Here is an 18653-nt window from a genome sequence, read left to right on the forward strand (position 1 = left end):
GTCGATGCAGGGACCGCCGGACGAACGGGGAGAAGACTGTGATCAGGACCCGATTCCTCGCCCGCCTCGCTGCGACCGCCGTGCTGGTCGTCGCGGGCACCGCTGTCTCCGCAGGGGCAGCGAACGCGAACGAGACGAGTTCCATCGTCGTCGCGCCGACGGCGGACGGGCCGTCGTCCCTGCCGCCGGGCGTCGTGCCGGCGAACGGGGGCGTGAAGATCGCCCCGGGTGGAGGCCCCTCGGCCCAGGCATGGGCCTGCGTCTACGGATACCCCTGCCTCTACGACGGCGACAACGGCACCGGGGACGGTGTCGTCCTGAACGGCTGCGGCTTCTGGGACCTGAACGGCTACCGCAACTGGGCCAATTCGGCCCTGACCTACGGCAACAGCATCACGGTGTACAACTGGACCGGCTCCGCCTGGGTGAACTGGGGAACCGTGCCGGCGTGGCAGCAGTGGAACTTCGAGTTGAAGAACCAGATCGACGGCGTCAACGTGAACTGCTAGCCGCCCGCCGTGGCGTGGCGGCCGGAGCCTGCCACGCCACGGTTGCGGTGCCTGCGCACGACCGGGTCAGCCGCTCAATCATCGCGGTGCACGCATCGTGCGCGTTAGGGCCAACACCCGTTGTCGGTGCCCTGCCGGTCGGGTGGAACACCGGCTGTGGTGGCACCTTCCGTCAGGTCTCAGTACCGGGTGTACACGGTGAACGCCCAGGAGGCCACCGTGCCGTCCTTGTAGATGTATGCCTGGCACGGCCCCGGGGACGTGTACGAGGTGACGTAGGCCGGTCGGGCCGCGTTGCACTTGGTCTTGGTCGAGTAGTGCGGGCTGCTGTAGTCGGCGTGCGCAGGCGCGGCCATGCTGATCACCAGACCGCCGGCCACCGCACCGGCGGCAACGAGACTGCGGACTCGGGGACGACGGAGCAAGTCGGGCACAGGGCTCTCCAGTCTGCCGGGCGGCCCGTCCGGGCCACATGATCACCAGAAGTGTAGGTGCGGCTGACGTTGCCCTCCCAGGTCAACGAAAGTACGACACAGCCTGCTCTACCAACCCACCCTGCGCCGACCTGATCGGCAAGGAGCCCGCGGCAGCGTGCACGCTCCGTTCGAGCGACGTCCTTGCCGTTGCCGTTCACCAGAATCAAGCTGATCGGTGACGCGAGGCCAACACCCGAAGATCAGTGACCAGTTCGTCGATCCACCCGTGCGATACCGGAGCCGCATAGACGCCGATCTCCACGACCCAGCGCAGCGCGCAGATGGTCCAGCACAGGCCGCCGGTCACCAACTGGTCGGTCACCGTACGCGAATCGATTCCCGCTTCGTGCGCAAAGAACTCCGGCAGGGCACCGATCCGTACGCTGTCGATCTGGCCCTGTTTGCGGCACTCGCGCAGCAGCAGGTAGAGGTCGCCGAAATGCGACTGCACGTAGGCGTCCGACCAGTCGACGGTGACGATTCCGCCAGTGGGGGTGTGCAGCAGGTTCTTGGCCTGGAAGTCGCCGTGCACGATGGTTGCGGGTTCGCTGGACAGCCGTTGCAGACGGGCGGTCATCGCCCGGATCGGGTCGTCGAGTGCGCCCGCCAGGTCTGGGCGCAGGGCCGTCATCGCCGTGTCGGCCCGGGTCGCGACCGCAATGAAATCGGCGGTGGACCGACGTAGACCTGCGGCCAGCGTCGGGTCGGAAGCCAGGCGGAGGGCCGACTCGGCGCGCATCCGGGCCAGGACACGAACAGCCTCCTCGTAGCCTTCGGCGGTCGGGCGTACCTCGAGGTTGTCGCCGCCCAAGTCCTCCAAGACGATCACCCCCGGGCCGCCCTCTGTGAGCAACTGCGGCGCGGGAATCCCGAGGGGAACGACCAACTCGTGGTAACGCCGCGCCTCGCCGGCCAGCTCGCCGACGCCTCGTTTGGCGATCACCGATTTCCGGGTGGCACCGTCAAGGTGGATCCGCCAGACTTCGGAGAGCGCCCAGCCGCGCAGCAACTGGCCGCCGACGATCGCGCCATCCAGGTCGGGAAGCCAGCCAGGCAGCGAAGCCTTGATCACCCTGGCATTCTGTCAAGGCGCCCGTTGTGCGCCCGCCAATTCTCGGCGGCATCGAGTCGCCGGTTACGTCGAACGCTATCTGAGCGCGTACGTCCGGCGCCGATCTGTCGTGCCGAACGTGGTGCGCCGTGTCGGTTGCCGACGTTCGAGGGGCCACGGTCAAGGGCTGGCTGACGTCGATGCTGCGCCGCCAGTAAAGCCGTAACCGGGGTTGTAGCCCCCTCGGGGTGGTCCAGCGGGCACCACAGCACCTGCAACAGAGGCACGAGGGTATCTCCATGCCGGCGTTGATCCAGGTCCGCCGGCGCACACGCGCCGATGAGCGCGCACAGTCGTGATCCAACGGGGAGGTGCGGCGATGGCATCACGGCGGGGGTTGAGTTGGCTGGGGCGGGTCGGCGGTTCGCTACTGTTCCAGCATGGTCACTTCGTCACGCCTGGCGGTCGTTTCCGGCGGCGCGACGGGCATCGGCCGCGAGATCGCCAGCACCTTCGCCGCCCACGGCGACCGGGTGGTGATCATCGGGCGACGTGCTGAGCTGCTGCGTCAGGCCAGCAGGGACATCAACCAGACGGTCGGGTCGAACCTGGTGATCCCGCTTGTCGCCGACCTGACGGATCCGGCACAGGTGCAACACGCCGCGGACCACATCACGGAACTCGGCAAGGTCGACGTGCTCGTCAACAACGCCGGCGCGATCATCACGCCGCCGGACAGCGAAGGGCTCGACGCCCTGGCCGCGTCCTGGCGCCGTGATCTGGACACCAACCTCATCACCGCGGTGCTGCTCACGAACGCGCTGCTGGGCCAACTGACCCGACCGGGCGGCAGGCTCATCATGATCAGCTCGGCGGCCGCCCAACGGGGCGGCGCGGGTACGCACTCGGCCGGATCGTACGCGGCGGCGAAAGCCGCGCTGCACGGATGGGCTCTCGGGCTGGCCAGGCAACTCGGCAAGGACGGCATCACGGTGAACGTCCTGGCTCCCGGTTACATCCAGGACACCGACATCTTCCATGGCCAGGACACTCCCGACTTCGTCGCCAAAAAGATCGCCGACACCCTTGTCGGCCGCCCCGGGACGCCAGCGGACGTTGCGGCGGCAATCACCTACATCGCCTCCGCCGGCGCCGGATACCTGACCGGTCAGATCATCGGCCTCAACGGTGGCGCCGTGCTCGGCAGGTAGCGACCGCAGGAAGACGGCCTCGTACTCGAAGGCATCGACTACTGCTGCTTACATGGCGCGCCAGCCGTCGCCGCCGCCGCGAATCGTACGGTTGCGATCCGCGCCGTCCGCGGCATGAGCGGATGTCCGCGGTGATGATCGCGCCGGAGCACGTTTCGCGCTGCCCCCAGCCCTCGCCTCGCAAGCGGTGCAGACGTCCGCTGGTCTAGGGTCCGTAGGGTGGTCATGAGCGCGCAGGACGTTGTGGGCGTAATCGAGTCAGACCCGCGAGCGATGAGAATCCTTCGGGCTACGGCCGAACTTGGATTACCGGACTGGTGGATCGGTGCCGGTTTCGTACGTAACCGCGTCTGGGACGCGATCAGTAACCTCCCGGTCTCGCTGGAGCGCGACGTGGATGTCGCCTACTTCGACCCGGAAAAGCTGGAGCCACGCGAGGACGCAAGCGCCGAAGCCCAGGCCATGGTGGCCCTGCCTGGGGTGCCCTGGGAGATCCGCAATCAGGCCCGGATGCATCTGCGCAGTGGCGGTGAGCCCTACACGTCCGCACTGGACGCGATATCACGCTGGCCCGAAACGGCGACGTGCGTCGCGGTCACGCTACGGGGTGACTCTGTTCGCCTGGTGTCCTGCCATGGGCTGGCGGACCTTGTGGGAATGGTTGTCCGCCCCTCTCCAGCCTTCGACAACGCAGCGGGCCGCGCAAAGGTACAGCGCCGTGTGGAGACCAAGGGATGGCTCGACCGATGGGCCGGACTCCGGCTGGAGATCTGAGGCGTGTTCTAAAGGCCGGTCAGAGCCACTCGGTGCTGATGGTGCTGGTCAGGACGGCATGGCAAATCCGGATCTGCCGCTGAGCGAGGGTCAGGTCCGCGCCTGCGAAGCCGACAAGTCAGCCGACCGCTCGTGCCGAGAACAACGGGTTCGGAACCCCGTACGATATGGCCGGTGGGGTGGAAGGCACTCAGGCAGTGGGGTGAGGACGCCGCTCGTATCGAACCGCTCGTTGGCGGAGTCGCCAACGACGTGTGGAGCGTGCGCGTCAACGGGCACCGCGCGGTCGGTCGTCTCGGCACGAGGAGCGACGCTGATCTTGCGTGGGAGACAGAGCTTCTCCAACACCTCGACCGTGAGGGCCTGACCGTGCCGGTCCCGATCCCGACGATGGACGGCCGGCTGTTCGCCGACGGTCTGGTGGTGATGACCTACCTGGATGGCGGGCCGCCCGAGACGCAGGCCGACTGGCGTCGGGTGGCCGGTGCGCTCCGCGAGTTGCATCGGTTGACGCGGGGCTGGCCGCAACGCCCAGGCTGGCGGTCGTCGACCGACCTCCTGCACGCCGAGACCGGGACGAAGATCGACCTCGGTGCGATGCCGCCTGAGAGCGTTGCGCGATGCCGAGCAGCGTGGGCGCGACTCGCGGGACGTCAGACATGCGTCGTCCACGGCAACCCCAACAACCCCGGCAACGTCCGCATGACCGCGAGTCAGGTCGCGCTGATCGACTGGGACGAGTCGCACGTCGACGTCCCCGACCTCGACCTCGTGCTGCCCGAAAACGCCGCCGGCCTCGACGACGGTGCGTTCGACATCGCCTGGCAGGCGTCGGCCGCATGGGAAGCCGCTGTCTGCTGGGACGACGAGTACGCAGTCAGGCGGCTTGCCGAGGTTCGAGCGGTCTGACTTCTGGCGGCCGGGTGCGTGCATCTGCCACCGAGCGGGCGCGCTGGCTAGGCATTTTGCTCGTCGAACGGCTCGTCACTCCAGCGCCACCACGCCTCGTTGCCATCGATGTGGAGAAGGAACTCAGGAACCTCCCGGCCCTCTGGGTATCGAAGCGTCACGGCGTTCCGGACGGCCTCGTACGCCCGTTCCCAGGACTCGACATCCTCATCGATGCCGTCGAGGAGCCGCAATTCCTCGGCGAACAGCGGCCGGACTTCCGCGAGGCCCTCTCTCGGATCGACACGCGCGTTCAGCCACGGGAAGTCGCCTCCGGTCACCACGAGATCAGCAAGTACCGCGCCATCGTCACGCCGGTGTAGCGTCCAAGCGCCGCCGTGGTCACCGCTCACGGTGACGACCCTAGCGATCACAGAGGGAGCCCTGCGAGCCGTACCCGGCTTCGGCTCCGCCACTGTTCTGACCGCATCAGACGTCTGGTGGAACGGCCACCGATCACGGGAGAAAACATGACGGGCATGCCGCTGCCCACCCCCACGCTGCACACCTCTCGCCTTCGACTGCGGCCCTTCCACGACGCGGATGCGGACGACCTCTTCGCGCTGCACAGCAGCGCCTACGTGCTGCGCTACTGGGACGCGCCACCGTGGAGCGACCGCGCGCGCTCCGAGCGGTTCATCACGGCGTGCCGGCAGATGGCAGAAGGGGGCACCGGGGCACGGCTGGCCGTGGATCGCTTGTCCGACGGGGCGTTCATCGGCTGGTGCAGCCTGACGCGGTGGAACCCGGACTACCGCAGCGCATCGCTGGGCTACTGCTTCGACCATGCGGCGTGGGGCCACGGCTACGCGACGGAGGCCGCACGGGCTGTGCTGCGGTGGGCATTCGACACGCTGGACCTCAATCGCGTCCAGGCGGAGACCGACACACGCAACACGGCGTCTGCCCGGGTGCTGGAGAAGCTCGGGTTCCTGCGTGAAGGGACGTTGCGGGAGGACTGCGTCGTGAACGGCGAGGTCTCTGACTCGTGGGTCTACGGGCTGATCAGGCGGGAGTGGCGGCCGTCGTCCGAGCCGGAAGCCGCCCGCTGAATCCCCGCTGCCTCGCGAGGCCTCGCCCGGCATCCGGGTGCTCCGCCTCGCCGCGTCGAGGGCCGACACCGGGCAGATGCCGCCGACTGCGCTGCTATCGCTGTGCTTCGAAGTGCTCCCTCATCGCCGGGTAGTAGTCGTCGAAGTTCGGCGCCGGCTGGCCGTCGTGCGAGGCGGTCAACGCGTCCAGGTAGTACTCCCAGCCCGGTCCGACCTCGCCGACGCCCTCCGTGCCGGTCAGGTGCTGGGTGAACCGAAGCTCGGTCACGCCCGCATTCTCAATCAGCATCATCTCCAGGTGCCAGCTGCCGTGCTCGTCCACCGCGGAAACCGCCAGCCGACGTGGCGGTTCGCACGCGTCGATAACCATGTCCATCCAGGGCCTGCCCTCCTCGTACGCCATCTGGACCTTGATCGTGCGTCCCGGCGCGGCGTCGCCCTGCCATGGGCCGAACCAGCGCGCCGTGCGTGCCGGATCGGTGAGGCTGGCCCAGACGTCAGTCACGGGAGCGCGGAATGTGCGGGTCAGCACAAGGTCGTCGCCGATCAGCCGGCCGGTGGGTGTCGGGCTCATGCGGTCTCCTTCTGGGATGGGTGTCGCCCGGCGGCTGTCTGCCGCTCGCGGCGGGCGCGGTAGACCTCGGTCTCCAGCGCGTCGAGGCGGTGCTGCCAGCCGGACGGGCGTGTCAGCCGTCCCAGCCACCCGGCCAGCTCGTCGAGCGGCGCGGCGACCAGTGTGTAGACACGCCTGCGTCCGTCGGCCGTGTCGCGTACCAGGCCGGCCTCGCGTAACACGCGCAGGTGACGGCTGACGGCCGGCCGGCTGATCACGAACCGGTCGGCGATCTGGCCGGCCGCGAGCGGTTCGTCGCGCAGCATCAGCAGGATCTCCCGCCGAACCGGATCGGCGATCGCGGCCACCACCTCGTCCACGCCGGAAGCGTAACCAGTAAGTTACGCTTTCGGCAACGTCGCTCCATGGGTGCGGGCGGCGTGGATCGCCGACGCGTTTCGGCGACAGCTCGAACCTGGTCGTCATCGGCTTCGCATCGAATCGGTGATCGTTGCTGCGCCCTCGGGGCAGCCGGTAGGATCCCGGAGTCAAACGCCAGCCGGTAGAGGTGAAGATGAGCGACCTGGGCCCCTATGAACAGGTCATGGGCATCGTCAGGCGGGTGCTTCAGATCGAATCCGTCGACCCTACGGCGGACTTCTTCGATCTGGGCGCCAACTCCCTGGCGCTGCTCCAGATCGTCGAGCTGGTCCAGGAGGAGTGCGCGGTCACGGTGACTGTCACCGACATCTTCGACGCACCCGATGTCGATTCGTTCGCCACTCTGGTCGCCGATCGGGACACGTCCGCTGACCCGACTGCCGGCTGATCGGCCGACCGTGCGGGTACTGGTCACCAATGACGACGGGATCGACGCTCCTGGCCTGGCGGTCCTCGCCGCCGCGCTCTCCGGCGCGGGCCACGACATCACCGTGGTCGCCCCCATCGGGGACGCCAGCGGCGCCGGCACCGGGGTGCGGCTGACCGTCGACCGGCCGATCGCGATCCGGCGTACGACCGTCGACGGGGTCACGTTCGTCGGCGTGGACGGGACGCCCGCGCTCGCCGTGATGCTGGCCCGGATGGGGGCTTTCGGCGCGCCGCCCACGTGTGTGGTCGCCGGGATCAACGTGGGATCCAACACCGGCCGGTCGATCCTGCACTCCGGCACCGTCGGTGCCGCGCTGACCGGTGCCTCGATGGGCATGTCCGCCCTGGCGGTGAGCCTGCACGCACGTCGACCGGAGAATCTCGAATCGGCGGCCCAGGTCGCCGGTCTCGCGCTGACGTGGCTGGCCGGGGCCCGCAAACGCACCGTCCTCAACGTCAACGTGCCCGATCTGCCCCTGTCACGACTGCGCGGCGTCCGGTGGGGACGGCTCGCCGCGTTCAGCCAGACGCGCGCGACGATCGCCGAGGTACGCGACGACGAGATCGAACTGCGGCTCACCGGCTCCACGCTCCCGCTGGATCCGGCGACCGACGCGGGGCTGGTCGAGAACGGTTACGTGGTGGTCACGCCGCTGCTCGGCATCCAGGCGGCCGGCGATGACGCCGCCGCCACCGCCATCGAGGCCGAGCTCACCCGTCGATCCGTCCCGATCCCGAGCGGGTGACCCCCACGGCCGACCACGCGTCGAGGTCGTCGCCCGCCTCCGGGCGGCGCGGACACAGGTGGTACTGGTGGGGCGCGACGGCATCGGTGCGGTCCTCCAGCAGTTCGACCACCCGGCGGTGCAGCGCGTCGACCTCGCCGTCACCGACGACGAAGGCGAGGAGTCGCCCGTCCGCGGCACGGAACACCGCCACGTCCTGCGTACCGGCGGCGGCGCGAAGCACCTCGACCATTGCCTGCGGCCGGATCCAACCCGACTCGATCGGCCACCAGTCCTCGCCTCGTACGGCCGGGCGGAGACCGGTCAGGTCTGCCGCTTCGGCGAGGGCGACGGGACGGTACGCCGCCTCGATGAGCAGGTTCTCCACCCCGCGTAGCACCGCCATCGGTGACGGAACGTAGGCGGTGTCGGTCAGCACGCTGATCAGGCACTGGCCTGGTGCCCGGTCGACGTTGAAGAAGAACTTGCAGTCCTGCACGTCCCAGGCGCCGATGACGACCTCCTCTCCCTGCTCGCGAAGCCGCTCGACGTCGGCGCGGGTGAACGTTGCCCCGTCGATCTCGTCCCACCGGTCCTGACCGCCGCGGATGTCGTTGAAGTACGCGGCCAGGTCGTGTCGTACCCCCTGCTGAAGGCCGGTCGAGGCGATCATCTCGTCCAGCGCGGCGGTGTCGTAGTAGCCGAACCGGTAGGCGTCCAGGCCACCCCGGTAGCAGCGTCGGGCCAGCCCCGCGAAGTCGCCGTCGCCGAGGTCGATGTGGAACATCCCGTTCTGCGAGGTCGGTGCGAGCAGACGCTGCCGTAGATCGTCGTGCCGGTTGCCGACGATCAGTTGCAGGGCGCTGCTGTCCCGGCCGCTGATCGTGGCCAGGGCCACGGCGGCACCGGCGAGCAGCACGCTGGAGGTGGAGATTCGCCCGGCGGTCGCCAGTCGGTCGGCCGCCACCGCCAGCGCGGCGGACTTCAGTCCCAGCGACTGGAACCGGGGCGTCGCCGGCGGCGCCGGCGCGAAGTCGAACATGGTGTGCGGCATCGACGTCAACGTGCGCTGCCAGAAGTCGAGCGCGGCGGCGCTACGGCGCGACCCGGCCGGCGTCTGCTGGTAGTTCGCCTCGTCCACCGCCTGCCACCGGTCCTCGGGCCCCGGATCGGCGGGCTTTCCCTCGAGCATGGCGGTGATCTCGTCGGTGACCAGCCGCATCGACCGGCTGTCCAGACAGACGTGCGACGCCACGATGACCAGCCGGAGCGGCTGCCCCGCCACGCGTACGACACCGAAGCGCACCGGCCATTCCCGGGCGTGGTCGAAGCACCGCAGCCGTAGCTCGTCGAAGAGGCCGGCGGCAGTCTCCTCCAGTTGCTCCCGTTCGCAGTCGCGCAGTTCGACGGTGAGTGTGCCCGCCGGCTGGACCTGCTGGCGCGGCCCGTCGTCGCTGTTGACGTAGTGTGTCCGCAGCCCCTGGTGGGCTTCGGTCAGCCGACGCAGCACGTCGAGCAACGCGGCCAGCTCCGTGCCGTCAGGCAGCTCGCACATGGTGGCCATGTTGAAGTAGGAGCTCTGGTCGCCGTACCACTGGATGGGTTTCCAGATCGCCTGCTGGCCCCAGGTCAACGCGGCCGTCACCGGCTCGCCACCAGCGTCGATTCCCACCTGGACCTGACGGTCGCCGTCCACAGCACTCCTTCAGCGGTATGCGTCTGCCTGCATGCGGAACAGTTCCGCGTAGCTGCCCGGGGCAGCCATCAGTTCGGCGTGTGTGCCCTGCTCGACCACCCGGCCCGCTTCGAGCACGATGGCCAGGTCCGCCGTGCGGACCGTGGACAACCGGTGGGAGATGAACAGGGTGATCGCGCCCGAGGCGCGCGCGGCCTCCCGGGCCGACCGCAGGTATCCGTCGAACAGCTCCGCCTCGGCGGTCGCGTCCAACGCCGAGGCGGGCTCGTCGAGCACCATCACCAGCGGGTCGGTCCGCATCAGGGTACGAGCCAGGGCGAGCCGCTGCCACTGGCCACCGGACAGTTCGGCGCCGTCGGCGTACGTCTTGCCGACGATGCCGTCGAGTTGCCCGGGTACGAGGTGCGGCAGGTCGGCGGCACCGGCACGGCCGAGCGCGGTGTCGATGGCCCGGTCGTCGTCCACGGCCGGCAGGTGGCCCACTCCGACGGTGTCACGCAGCCGTAGCTCGATGTGGGCGAAGTCCTGGAACAGCGCCGTGATCCTGGACCGCCACCGGACGGTGGACAGGGTGGCGAGGTCCACGCCGTCGACCAGGATCCGCCCCTCGTTCGGCTGGTAGAACCCGCACAGGAGTTTGACCAGGCTGCTCTTGCCCGCCCCGTTCTCACCGACGACGGCGACGGTCGACCCGGCCGGGATGCGTAGGTCGATCCCGTGCAGGACCGGCCCATGGGTGTCCGGATAGGTGAAGCTGACCCGGTCCAGCACGATGCCGTCGGTGAGCCGCTCGGGTGGGTCAGCCGGTGCCGCCGGGCCGTCGGCGCCGGCCGCCGCGCGCAACCAGCGCAGCCGCTCCACCATCGCGCCCGCACCGTGCAGGGTCTGCACCAGCTCGATGCCGTTGCCGACCTGGCTGCTCACCGCGGTGGCGAGCGCGATCACGAGGACCACGTCACCGATGGCCGCCCGCTGGTCGACGGCTTGGAGCACCACGTGGAGACAGGCACCCGCGTACGCGAGCGCGAAGACGGCCTGACCGCCCGACCGGATCAGGGCGGACCGCCACTGTGCCCGCCACAGGACGTCGGTGACCCCGGACCAGGTCTGCCCGTACCGCCGGACGAACTCGTCCGCCAGCCCACCGATGCGGACCTCCTTGACGCTGGCGGCCGAGGTGATTTCGTCGAGGTAGTGCCCGGCCCGGCGGGTGTCCTGCGCGGTCGCCTCCCGGGCCGCGTCCACGATCCGCTGGGCCCGTCGCCCGGCCAGCAGTGACGGAACCGCGGCCAGTGGCAGCAGGAGGAGGTACGGGCTGATCTCGGCGAGCAGGATCGCGGTGAGGGCGACCTGGACGGCCAGGCCGATGACGCGAAGCAGCGACTCCAGGACCATCCGTAGCTGCCAGGTGTCCCGACGGACCAGGGCCACCTTGTCCGCGTGCTCGGGCTGTTCGTGTGGAGACAGGCCGGCGACTCCGTTGGTCAGTTCGCCGATCTCCTCCTGTAGCGCCACCTCCTGCCGTTCGCCGAGCTCGAAGTAGGAGAGGTGGGCGAAGTGACCGAGCATCAGCTCGCCGATGAGCAGGGCGGCAACCGCGACGGCGGCCAGCACCGCAGGGGTGACCTCGTGCCCGAGCACCGCGTCGGTGAGGAGTTTGAGGCACAGGGCCACGAGTGGGGTCACCGCGTAGCCGAGCAGGAGCAGGACGCTGCCCACCGCCAGCCGCCGCCGGTCCGCCCGCAGCGACGAGCGGATCAGGAAGCTGGCCGCGCTGACCACCGACCTCATGCGGCCACCTCGGGTTCGAGCCGGATGCCTTCCTCGGCGAACTGGCGGGCCTGAAGCTGGAACAGTTCGGCGTACCGGCCGCCCGACGCCATCAACTCGGCATGGCTGCCGCGCTCGACGATCCTGCCGTCGTCGAGCACGACGATCTGGTCGGCGTGCCGCACGGTGGAGAAGCGGTGTGAGATCACGACGGTGGTCAGCCCCTGTGCCTGGGCCAGTACGCGCTGGAAGTACTCGGCCTCGGTCCGCACGTCCAGTTGCGCGGTCGGCTCGTCGAGGACGAGCACCCCCGCTCCCTGTTCGACGGCGAACAGCGCCCGCGCCATCGCGACCCGCTGCCACTGACCTCCGGAGAGGTCGGTGCCGCCCTGGTAGCGCCGGGACAGGGTCGTGTCGAGCCCGTCGGGCAGGGCGTCGAGCAGCCCCGCGGCGTCGGCGCGTTCGGCCGCCCGGCGCATCGCCGCCAGGTCGTCCAGGTGCTCTACCGAGCCGAAGCCGATGTTGTCACGGGCGGGCAGCTCGTACCGGGAGAAGTCCTGGAAGAGCACCGCCAGCCGGCGCTGCCAGGCCCGGGAGTCCAGTTCGGTCAGGTCCCGGCCGTCGACGAGGATCTGCCCGCTGTCCGGCTGGTAGAGCTTGGTCAGGAGCTTGATCAGGGTGGTCTTGCCGGCGCCGTTGAGGCCGACGATCGCCGTCGACGTACCGGCGGGCAGGGTGATGTCGACGCCCCGCAGAACGTCGCGGTCGCTGCCCGGGTAGCCGAAGCTGACCCCGGCGAACCGGATCTCCCGGGCCGGCATCAGCGTCACCGTGTCATCCAACTTCTGCTCCGGGCCACCTGAGCCTGCACCGGTGGCGGCGACGACCCGGTCGAGCGCCCGCAGCGAGTTGAGCCCGAACATGGTCTGCACGTCGGATTCCGGGAAGTGGACGCCGAACCGGATCGGGACGAGGACGGCCTGTATCGCGACGACGAGTTGCAGCAGGGTGAGCTGGCCGTGCGCGCCGCTCCAGGCGAGGCTGGCAAGGACCGCGCCGGCGCCGAGCAGGCCCACGCCGGCCAGTCGGAGGAACGGCGCGAACATGATCCGCCGCCGGCCGGCCCAGACGATGGAGAGGTGTTCGACGAACTCGGTCCGGTAGCGGTCGCGGAGCCAGGGCAGCGCGGCGAACAACCGCAGTTCCTTCGCCGCCGAGGGACCGGTGAGCAGCTCGAAGAGGTAGAGCAGGCGGCGTCGGCTGCCGGCAAGAGTCGCGTTAAGGTCGCCGAACCGCCGCAGCGAGCCCCGGGTCCCGAACCTGATCACCAGCGCCACGATGCCCAACACCGCCGCCGCGACGGGGGAGAAGACAACCGCCACCACGGCCACGGCGGCGGTCAGTTGCGCGTACCGGGCGATGAGTGCCAGCCAGCCCGCGCAGGCGCCGCCAGGAGTGGACCAGTCCGACTTCAACGGGGTACGGATGTCGTTGAGCTGATCCTGCACCGCCGGGTCCTCCAGCGCCGCGATGCTGTCGGCGCGGGCGCACGCCGACATCAGCAGTTGTGCGCAGTAGCCGTCGACCCGGCGGGTGACCAGTTCGCCGACGGCGGTCTGTACGGGCACCAGCATCTGCTGGACCAGGACGGCACCGGCGGCCAGGGCCAGTCCCACGGCGAGCCCCCGCCCGGCGGGCGAGGTCAGCTCGACGCCCACCGCCTCCGGGACCCGGCTCAACACGACACTGATCGACACCGCGAAGACGACCGGCAGGACGCCACAGACGACCTGCAGGACGACGGCGACGGCGAGAGTGCGGCGGCCCGCGCGGGGCAACAGCCGAATTATCGGCCACCACCGGCTGAGAGCTGCCCGGATGCTGCTTGCCGGTGACGGTACGCGCACTGGCCCACTTTCTGCACGGCAGATGATCGCGAGCAGCCTAGTAAGGCACGCCGAACAGCGTCAATGCCGGTGAATGCCTCAGGCCGTTCCGGTGATCGCGCCACCCGGGACGGTCATGCGGGATCCTCTCGCCGGGCGGGCCGGGCGTGGGCAACGATGGTGCCGGCAACGCCGACGGTCGGGGCACGCGACGTGTGGCATCCTGCTGTCGTGCCAATGCCTCACGTCCTGCACGACCTGTTGGAGGCCGCGGCCGACGCGACGCCGAACGCCACAGCGCTCGTCGACGCGGACCGGCGGGCCAGTTACGCCGAGCTCGACCGCAGGGCGAACCAGGTCGCCCGCCACCTCATCGGACACGGGGTGCGCCGGGGCGACCGGGTCGGCCTCTACCTGGACAAGTCACTGGAGGCGGTGGTCGGCCTCTACGGCATCCTCAAGGCGGGCGCGGCCTACGTTCCGCTCGACCCGTCCGCTCCACCGCGGCGGCTCGGCTACATTGCCCGCGACGCCGGGATCGCGGTGTTGTTGACCAGCCACCACAAGTCCGCCGTCTGGTCCGACCTGGTTGCCGCCGGTGCGCCGCTGTCGATGCTGCTGTGCCTGGACGGCGACGCCCCGTCGACGGCGGCTCCGGACGGCGTCGCCCTGTGCGGCAGCGCCGACCTGGCGGCGCTCGATGCGGGCCGGGTCGGACGGGCGGTGACCGAACTGGAACTGGCGTACGTGCTCTACACGTCCGGCTCCACCGGGAAGCCGAAGGGCGTGATGCTGACCCACCGTAACGCGCTCGCATTCGTCGAGTGGGTGGTCGACGAGCTGCGACCGTCGGCGGACGACCGGTTCGCCAGTCACGCGCCGTTGCAGTTCGACCTGTCGGTGCTGGACCTGTTCGCCAGCGCCCGGGTGGGCGCGGCACTGCACCTCGTCCCGCGGTCGGCGATGCTGTTCCCGGTGGAACTGGCCGGCTTCATCCGCGACCGCGGGATCACCGTCTGGTATTCGGTGCCGTCGGCGCTGGTGCTGCTGGCGACCCGGGGTGGCCTCGCCCGGGAGGGCCTGCCGAGTCTGCGTACCGTCCTGTTCGCCGGGGAGGTCTTCCCGACGCCGATGCTGCGGCGGCTGACGGGATTGCTGCCACACGCCCGGTTCACCAATCTCTACGGGCCGACCGAGACCAACGTCTGCACCTTCCACCACGTCACCGACCTGGACGGATCCGACGACCGGCCGGTGCCGATCGGCCTGCCCATCCGTGGGGTCGACACCTTCGTGGTGACCGACGACGGCCGGATCGCCGAACCGGGGGAGACCGGCGAGTTGTGGGTGCGGGGGCCGACGGTGATGCGCGGCTACCTCGGTGACGACGAGCGTACCGGGGCGGTGTTCGGCGTCGATCCGCGATCGGGGGACGGCGCGCTGGCCTACCGCACCGGTGACCTGGTCAGCTTTCACGAGCCCGCCGGCTACCGGTTCCTCGGCCGCCGCGACCTCCAGGTCAAGATCCGGGGCTACCGGATCGAGCTGGGTGAGGTCGAGAGCGCGTTGCACCACCATCCCACGGTCACCGACTGCGCCGCGGTGGCCGTTCCCGATCCGCTGCTCGGGCACCGGATCGTCGCGCACGTCGTGGCCGGGCCGGACGTCACCGTCGCCGACCTGCTCGCCGGCTGCCGGGACAGGCTGCCGGACTACATGGTGCCCAGTCGGATCGAGCTGCACGCGGCGTTGCCCCGCACCACGACCGGCAAGATCGACCGGCAGGTGCTCGCGAAGGGCGAAGCTACGACACGCTGACGGTGCCGCGCCGGAGCTTGCCGGCGTCGTTACGGGGCAACGTCGCGGTGAACTCGTACGACGCGGGCACCTTGTGCAGCGTCAACCGGGCGCGGCAGTATGCGTCCAGCTCGGCCTGGGACAGTTCCGGGTCGGTCGGGACCACCAGAGCGTGGGGCACCTGACCCCGGATCGGGTGGGTCCGGCCGACCACGCAGGCGTCCGCGATCCCCGGATGGCTGGTCAGCACGGCCTCCACCTCCGCCGGGTACACCTTCGCCCCACCGACGTTGATGGTTTCCTGGACCCGTCCCTTTATGAACAGGTATCCGTCGGCGTCGAGGTATCCGAGGTCACCCACGCTGAGGTACTCGTCCCGCCAGGCCACCAACTGCGGGCCGCTGCCCAGATACTCCGGCTGCTTCGCCGTCGCCGGACGCAGGAACACCTCACCGACCACACCGGGCGCGGCCGGCTCACCGTCGACGACGACGGCGACCGTGCCGGGAGCGGGCCGGCCGACGCTGCCGGGATGGCGCAACCACTCGTCTCCCCGGATCCACACGAAGCCGATCTGCTCCTGCGCACCGTAGCTCTCGTACACCCGTTCCGGTCCCAGCAGGTCCAGCCAGGCCAGTTTGACCTCTGGCGGGCAGGGCCCGGTGCCGTGGTGCAGCGCGGTGACCGACGACAGGTCACGACCGAGCACCCCGCCGGGTTCCAGCAGCAACCGCATCATCGTCGGTACCAGCCGCAGCACGTTGACCCGGTACCGTTCGATCGCCTCGGCCACCAACCGAGGGATGAACATCGGGGTGGTCACGAGCGTGTGCCCGAGCGCGAGCCCGTGGTGCAGGGCACCGAAGCCGCCGTGGAACAACGGCATGGTGACCAGCTGGACCTGCCCGGCCGTCAGCCCCACGGCGCGGTCGTGCGGTGACGGCAGCGCGCCCGGATCGAAGGTCCAGGGACGACGTCGCACCACCACCTTGGGCCGCCCCGTCGTGCCGCCGGTCGCCAGCGCGCTGCGGGGTGGGCCGGACGGTTCGGGAGGCGCGTGGTGCGACTCCCCGCTGCCCCACTCGACCGGATCGACCACCCGGATCGGGAGTTCCTGGCGGGGTACGCCGACGAAGAGCGCCGGTGCGACGTCCGTGAGGATCTGCGCGGTGTCGCCGGCCGGGGAACGTGGATCGAGTGGCAGTACGGTCGCACCGAGCTTCCAGCCGGCCAGCGTGGCCACCACGTGGTCGACTCCGTTGGGCAGGGCGATCACGACCACGTCTCCCGCGCCGAGTCCGTGTCGGGCCAGCACGGCGGCGCAGTGGTTCGCCCGGCGGTCCAACTCGCGGTATCCGACCGTCGTCGCCGAGCCGTTTCTGGACAGTGCCACGAGGGCGGCCCGCTCGGGGTGTGCCTCGGCCAGGTCGGCGACGCGTTGTCCGATGGTACGCACGGCGGTCATCAGGCCTCTCGGGTGTAGAGCGTGAGCTTGCGGTGCGTGCGGACGATCCGGAAGCCCGCGGCCAGGACCGCGTCGTGCATCACCGGATTGGCGTACACCAACCGGATCCGGCGTGGATGGTCGGCCTGGGAGCGCAGCACGCCAGCGAGGAACTCCTCGAACGTCCGCCCGACGAACGGATTGAACAGGTAGAGGATCGTCGCGTCGGGCGGGATCTTCCAGGCGCTGACGTCCTCGCCGACCAGTTCGATGCCCGACCGGGCAGGCAGCCGGGCGACGTTGCGGCGGGCCACCGCCAGCAGTTCGGGGTCCACCTCGACGCCGATGATCCGGCGCGCCCGGTAGCGCCGGGCCGCCACCAGCAGCACCCGCCCCTTTCCGGTGCCGACATCGACGAACACGTCGTCGGGCCCGACCTCCGCCGGCGGCAGGATGCGGGACAGTCGCCAGGCTTCGGACGGTTCGTAGCCGCGACGGTCCCCGTCGGCGACGGACCCGACCGGGGCCGAGGTGGTGTCGACCCGCAACAGGCGGTCGAACAGCCAGCCGTAGGCGGCCCGGCGGGCCCGCCGCAGCCGGGCGTCAAGCATCGACACCCTGCGAGAAGAGGCCCAGCGCGGCGTTGCCGATGAAGTCGAGGGCCTCCAACGGGGCGTGGGGCTGCATGAAGGGCCCGGCGCGTACGTCCCGGTAGATGCGGGACAGCGGATGCGACGAGAGGTAGGTGCCGCCGCCGACCAGGGTCATGGCGGTGTTGACGACGTCGATGGCGGTGGAGGTCACGGCGGTCTTGGCGCACTGGAAGGCGACCATCATCTCCATCCCGTCCGGCGCCGGCACCGCATCGGCCTCGCCGGCCAATGCCTCGTCGACCACGCCGAGGGCACTTTGCAGCGTGGCGCGGGCGGTGGCCAGTTTGAGGTCGAGCTCGCCCACGGCGTGCACCAGACCTGACGGGCCCGACCGGCCGGCGCGCAGCTTCTTTCCGATCTGGGCCACCGCCATGTCCCGGGCCGCCTCGGCGCAGCCCAGGTAGGCCCCTTGCAGCCCGATGTTGCTGACCGTGCGGCCCTGGAGGGTGGCGGCGTTCCACACCCCCCACTGGCCCCGGGGCGAGAGCGCTTCGGCCGGCACGAAGACGTCGTCGAGCACGACGTCGTTGCTGCCGGAGGTACGCATGCCGAGCGCGTCCCACCCGGGAACCACCGTCAGCCCGGGAGCCGACCGTGGCACGTGGGCGGAGGCGAACATGTAGCCGTCCGGTGTCAGGACGCGGAGCCGGATGTAGAAATCGGTGGCCGCCGCCGACATGGTGACGAAGATCTTGCGGCCGTTCAGCAGGTAACCGCCCTCCACCGGGGTCGCCTCGGCCATGACATGGTCGTGGTCGGTGCCGGCCTCGGAGGTGGCCCCGCAGGTGATCGCGGTGCCGTCGGCCATCTGCCGCAGGGCCGTGGCGAGGCGGTCCCGCTCGGCGGCGTCCTGCTCCCGCTGCCACCGTCGGGTGAAGTACCACTCCCGGGCCAGTTGCATGTGCACGGCGATGGCAATGCCGGCGTCCGCCCGGCCGAGGCGGTTCACGACCACGGTGAGGTCGTGCAGGGTGTCCACGCCGAGCCCGCCCAACTCCTCGGGCACGCACGCACCGAGCAGCCCGCTGGTGGCCAGGTCGCGAAGGTTGTCGACGGGGAAGGTGGCGCTCCGGTCGTGCTCGTACGCGCGTTCCGCCAGCGCCGCCGAGGCGTCCTCCGCGAGCCGGGCAGCCTTGTCACCGGCTGCCGTACGGGGACGGAGTTCTCGTACCACGTATCGACTCCACTCGACTTGTTGCCGCCACTGGACACGTGCGCCAGTGCGTCGGTAGCCTTCG

19 protein-coding genes are annotated in these 18653 nt (G+C 70.0%); 8 read left to right on the plus strand and 11 right to left on the minus strand.

Features of this window, described 5'->3' with window-relative positions; translation table 11 throughout:
* Positions 1-38: 38 nt before the first annotated feature.
* Entirely contained in the window at positions 39-509 is a 471-nt protein-coding gene (locus ABZ809_RS09165) for a hypothetical protein (protein ID WP_357561937.1), read from the plus strand.
* A 179-nt stretch (positions 510-688) separates the two neighbouring features.
* Here the strand turns inward: ABZ809_RS09165 and ABZ809_RS09170 are convergent, their stop codons facing one another.
* The gene (locus ABZ809_RS09170) at positions 689-865 is read right to left on the minus strand and encodes a hypothetical protein (protein ID WP_357561938.1); all 177 of its coding nucleotides are present in this window, start codon (positions 863-865) and stop codon (positions 689-691) included.
* Positions 866-1148: 283 nt separating this feature from the next.
* Positions 1149-2057 carry a phosphotransferase gene (locus ABZ809_RS09175; protein WP_357561939.1) on the minus strand — a complete coding sequence of 303 codons (909 nt, stop codon included), beginning with the start codon at positions 2055-2057 and terminating at the stop codon, positions 1149-1151.
* A 419-nt stretch (positions 2058-2476) separates the two neighbouring features.
* On the opposite strand from ABZ809_RS09175, the gene ABZ809_RS09180 reads away from it, so the two are divergent.
* The 3 genes from ABZ809_RS09180 to ABZ809_RS09190 all read left to right on the plus strand — a co-directional run bounded on the left by ABZ809_RS09180 (position 2477) and on the right by ABZ809_RS09190 (position 4930).
* Entirely contained in the window at positions 2477-3247 is a 771-nt protein-coding gene (locus tag ABZ809_RS09180) for an SDR family oxidoreductase (protein WP_357561940.1), read from the plus strand.
* Between the two features lie 225 nt (positions 3248-3472).
* The gene (locus ABZ809_RS09185; protein ID WP_357561941.1) at positions 3473-4021 is read left to right on the plus strand and encodes a nucleotidyltransferase family protein; all 549 of its coding nucleotides are present in this window, start codon (positions 3473-3475) and stop codon (positions 4019-4021) included.
* Positions 4022-4195: 174 nt separating this feature from the next.
* Entirely contained in the window at positions 4196-4930 is a 735-nt protein-coding gene (locus tag ABZ809_RS09190) for an aminoglycoside phosphotransferase (protein WP_357561942.1), read from the plus strand.
* A 47-nt stretch (positions 4931-4977) separates the two neighbouring features.
* On the opposite strand, the gene ABZ809_RS09195 is transcribed toward ABZ809_RS09190, so the two are convergent.
* A complete protein-coding gene (locus tag ABZ809_RS09195; protein ID WP_357561943.1) occupies positions 4978-5322 on the minus strand; it encodes a hypothetical protein in 345 nt (114 codons plus the stop codon).
* A 117-nt stretch (positions 5323-5439) separates the two neighbouring features.
* Between ABZ809_RS09195 and ABZ809_RS09200 the strand changes: the two genes are divergently transcribed.
* The gene (locus tag ABZ809_RS09200) at positions 5440-6021 is read left to right on the plus strand and encodes a GNAT family N-acetyltransferase (RefSeq protein ID WP_357561944.1); all 582 of its coding nucleotides are present in this window, start codon (positions 5440-5442) and stop codon (positions 6019-6021) included.
* Between the two features lie 94 nt (positions 6022-6115).
* Here the strand turns inward: ABZ809_RS09200 and ABZ809_RS09205 are convergent, their stop codons facing one another.
* Together ABZ809_RS09205 and ABZ809_RS09210 are read right to left on the minus strand one after the other, a co-directional pair.
* Complete coding sequence (locus ABZ809_RS09205; protein ID WP_357561945.1) at positions 6116-6595, minus strand: SRPBCC family protein; 480 nt, start codon at positions 6593-6595, stop codon at positions 6116-6118.
* Positions 6592-6954, minus strand: a complete 363-nt coding sequence (locus tag ABZ809_RS09210; protein ID WP_357561946.1) for a metalloregulator ArsR/SmtB family transcription factor — start codon at positions 6952-6954, stop codon at positions 6592-6594. Before ABZ809_RS09210 ends, ABZ809_RS09205 begins: the two co-directional genes overlap by 4 nt.
* A 194-nt stretch (positions 6955-7148) precedes the next feature.
* Between ABZ809_RS09210 and ABZ809_RS09215 the strand changes: the two genes are divergently transcribed.
* The gene (locus ABZ809_RS09215; protein WP_357561947.1) at positions 7149-7403 is read left to right on the plus strand and encodes an acyl carrier protein; all 255 of its coding nucleotides are present in this window, start codon (positions 7149-7151) and stop codon (positions 7401-7403) included.
* 10 nt (positions 7404-7413) lie between these two features.
* Positions 7414-8190: a 5'/3'-nucleotidase SurE gene (locus ABZ809_RS09220; RefSeq protein ID WP_357561948.1), complete on the plus strand. Its 777-nt coding sequence runs from the start codon at positions 7414-7416 to the stop codon at positions 8188-8190.
* Here the strand turns inward: ABZ809_RS09220 and ABZ809_RS09225 are convergent.
* Genes ABZ809_RS09225 through ABZ809_RS09235 form a run of 3 tightly spaced genes read right to left on the minus strand, consistent with a single transcriptional unit; the run spans position 8156 to position 13473 of the window.
* Positions 8156-9865, minus strand: coding sequence for a condensation domain-containing protein (locus ABZ809_RS09225; RefSeq protein ID WP_357561949.1), 1710 nt, complete (start codon positions 9863-9865; stop codon positions 8156-8158). The two genes, ABZ809_RS09220 and ABZ809_RS09225, sit on opposite strands and share 35 nt — an antisense overlap.
* 9 nt (positions 9866-9874) lie before the next feature.
* The gene (locus tag ABZ809_RS09230; protein WP_357561950.1) at positions 9875-11656 is read right to left on the minus strand and encodes an ABC transporter ATP-binding protein; all 1782 of its coding nucleotides are present in this window, start codon (positions 11654-11656) and stop codon (positions 9875-9877) included.
* Positions 11653-13473, minus strand: coding sequence for an ABC transporter ATP-binding protein (locus ABZ809_RS09235; RefSeq protein ID WP_357561951.1), 1821 nt, complete (start codon positions 13471-13473; stop codon positions 11653-11655). Before ABZ809_RS09235 ends, ABZ809_RS09230 begins: the two co-directional genes overlap by 4 nt.
* 285 nt (positions 13474-13758) lie before the next feature.
* Here ABZ809_RS09235 and ABZ809_RS09240 point away from each other — a divergent pair, with 285 nt between their 5' ends.
* Complete coding sequence (locus ABZ809_RS09240) at positions 13759-15339, plus strand: amino acid adenylation domain-containing protein (RefSeq protein WP_357562090.1); 1581 nt, start codon at positions 13759-13761, stop codon at positions 15337-15339.
* Here ABZ809_RS09240 and ABZ809_RS09245 read toward each other — a convergent pair.
* Genes ABZ809_RS09245 through ABZ809_RS09255 form a run of 3 tightly spaced genes read right to left on the minus strand, consistent with a single transcriptional unit; the run spans position 15326 to position 18589 of the window.
* Positions 15326-16783, minus strand: coding sequence for an AMP-binding protein (locus tag ABZ809_RS09245; RefSeq protein ID WP_357561952.1), 1458 nt, complete (start codon positions 16781-16783; stop codon positions 15326-15328). The two genes, ABZ809_RS09240 and ABZ809_RS09245, sit on opposite strands and share 14 nt — an antisense overlap.
* Positions 16783-17373 (minus strand): methyltransferase domain-containing protein, encoded by a 591-nt coding sequence (locus ABZ809_RS09250; protein ID WP_357562091.1) that lies wholly within the window; start codon positions 17371-17373, stop codon positions 16783-16785. Before ABZ809_RS09250 ends, ABZ809_RS09245 begins: the two co-directional genes overlap by 1 nt.
* Positions 17366-18589, minus strand: coding sequence for an acyl-CoA dehydrogenase family protein (locus ABZ809_RS09255; RefSeq protein ID WP_357561953.1), 1224 nt, complete (start codon positions 18587-18589; stop codon positions 17366-17368). Before ABZ809_RS09255 ends, ABZ809_RS09250 begins: the two co-directional genes overlap by 8 nt.
* Positions 18590-18653 lie beyond the last annotated feature (64 nt).

It is taken from the genome of Micromonospora sp. NPDC047074, assembly GCF_040643815.1.
In the GTDB taxonomy this organism is placed as follows: Bacteria; Actinomycetota; Actinomycetes; order Mycobacteriales; family Micromonosporaceae; genus Micromonospora.

What these genes read in the sequence shown, in the direction of transcription:
- ABZ809_RS09250 (WP_357562091.1), bottom strand. Translation starts at nt 17,373, where the DNA reads ATGCTTGACGCCCGGCTGCGGCGGGCCCGCCGGGCCGCCTACGGCTGG.
- ABZ809_RS09185 (WP_357561941.1), top strand. Translation starts at nt 3,473, where the DNA reads ATGAGCGCGCAGGACGTTGTGGGCGTAATCGAGTCAGACCCGCGAGCG.
- ABZ809_RS09245 (WP_357561952.1), bottom strand. Translation starts at nt 16,783, where the DNA reads ATGACCGCCGTGCGTACCATCGGACAACGCGTCGCCGACCTGGCCGAG.
- ABZ809_RS09200 (WP_357561944.1), top strand. Translation starts at nt 5,440, where the DNA reads ATGACGGGCATGCCGCTGCCCACCCCCACGCTGCACACCTCTCGCCTT.
- ABZ809_RS09230 (WP_357561950.1), bottom strand. Translation starts at nt 11,656, where the DNA reads ATGAGGTCGGTGGTCAGCGCGGCCAGCTTCCTGATCCGCTCGTCGCTG.
- ABZ809_RS09215 (WP_357561947.1), top strand. Translation starts at nt 7,149, where the DNA reads ATGAGCGACCTGGGCCCCTATGAACAGGTCATGGGCATCGTCAGGCGG.
- ABZ809_RS09180 (WP_357561940.1), top strand. Translation starts at nt 2,477, where the DNA reads ATGGTCACTTCGTCACGCCTGGCGGTCGTTTCCGGCGGCGCGACGGGC.
- ABZ809_RS09170 (WP_357561938.1), bottom strand. Translation starts at nt 865, where the DNA reads ATGGCCGCGCCTGCGCACGCCGACTACAGCAGCCCGCACTACTCGACC.
- ABZ809_RS09205 (WP_357561945.1), bottom strand. Translation starts at nt 6,595, where the DNA reads ATGAGCCCGACACCCACCGGCCGGCTGATCGGCGACGACCTTGTGCTG.
- ABZ809_RS09240 (WP_357562090.1), top strand. Translation starts at nt 13,759, where the DNA reads ATGCCTCACGTCCTGCACGACCTGTTGGAGGCCGCGGCCGACGCGACG.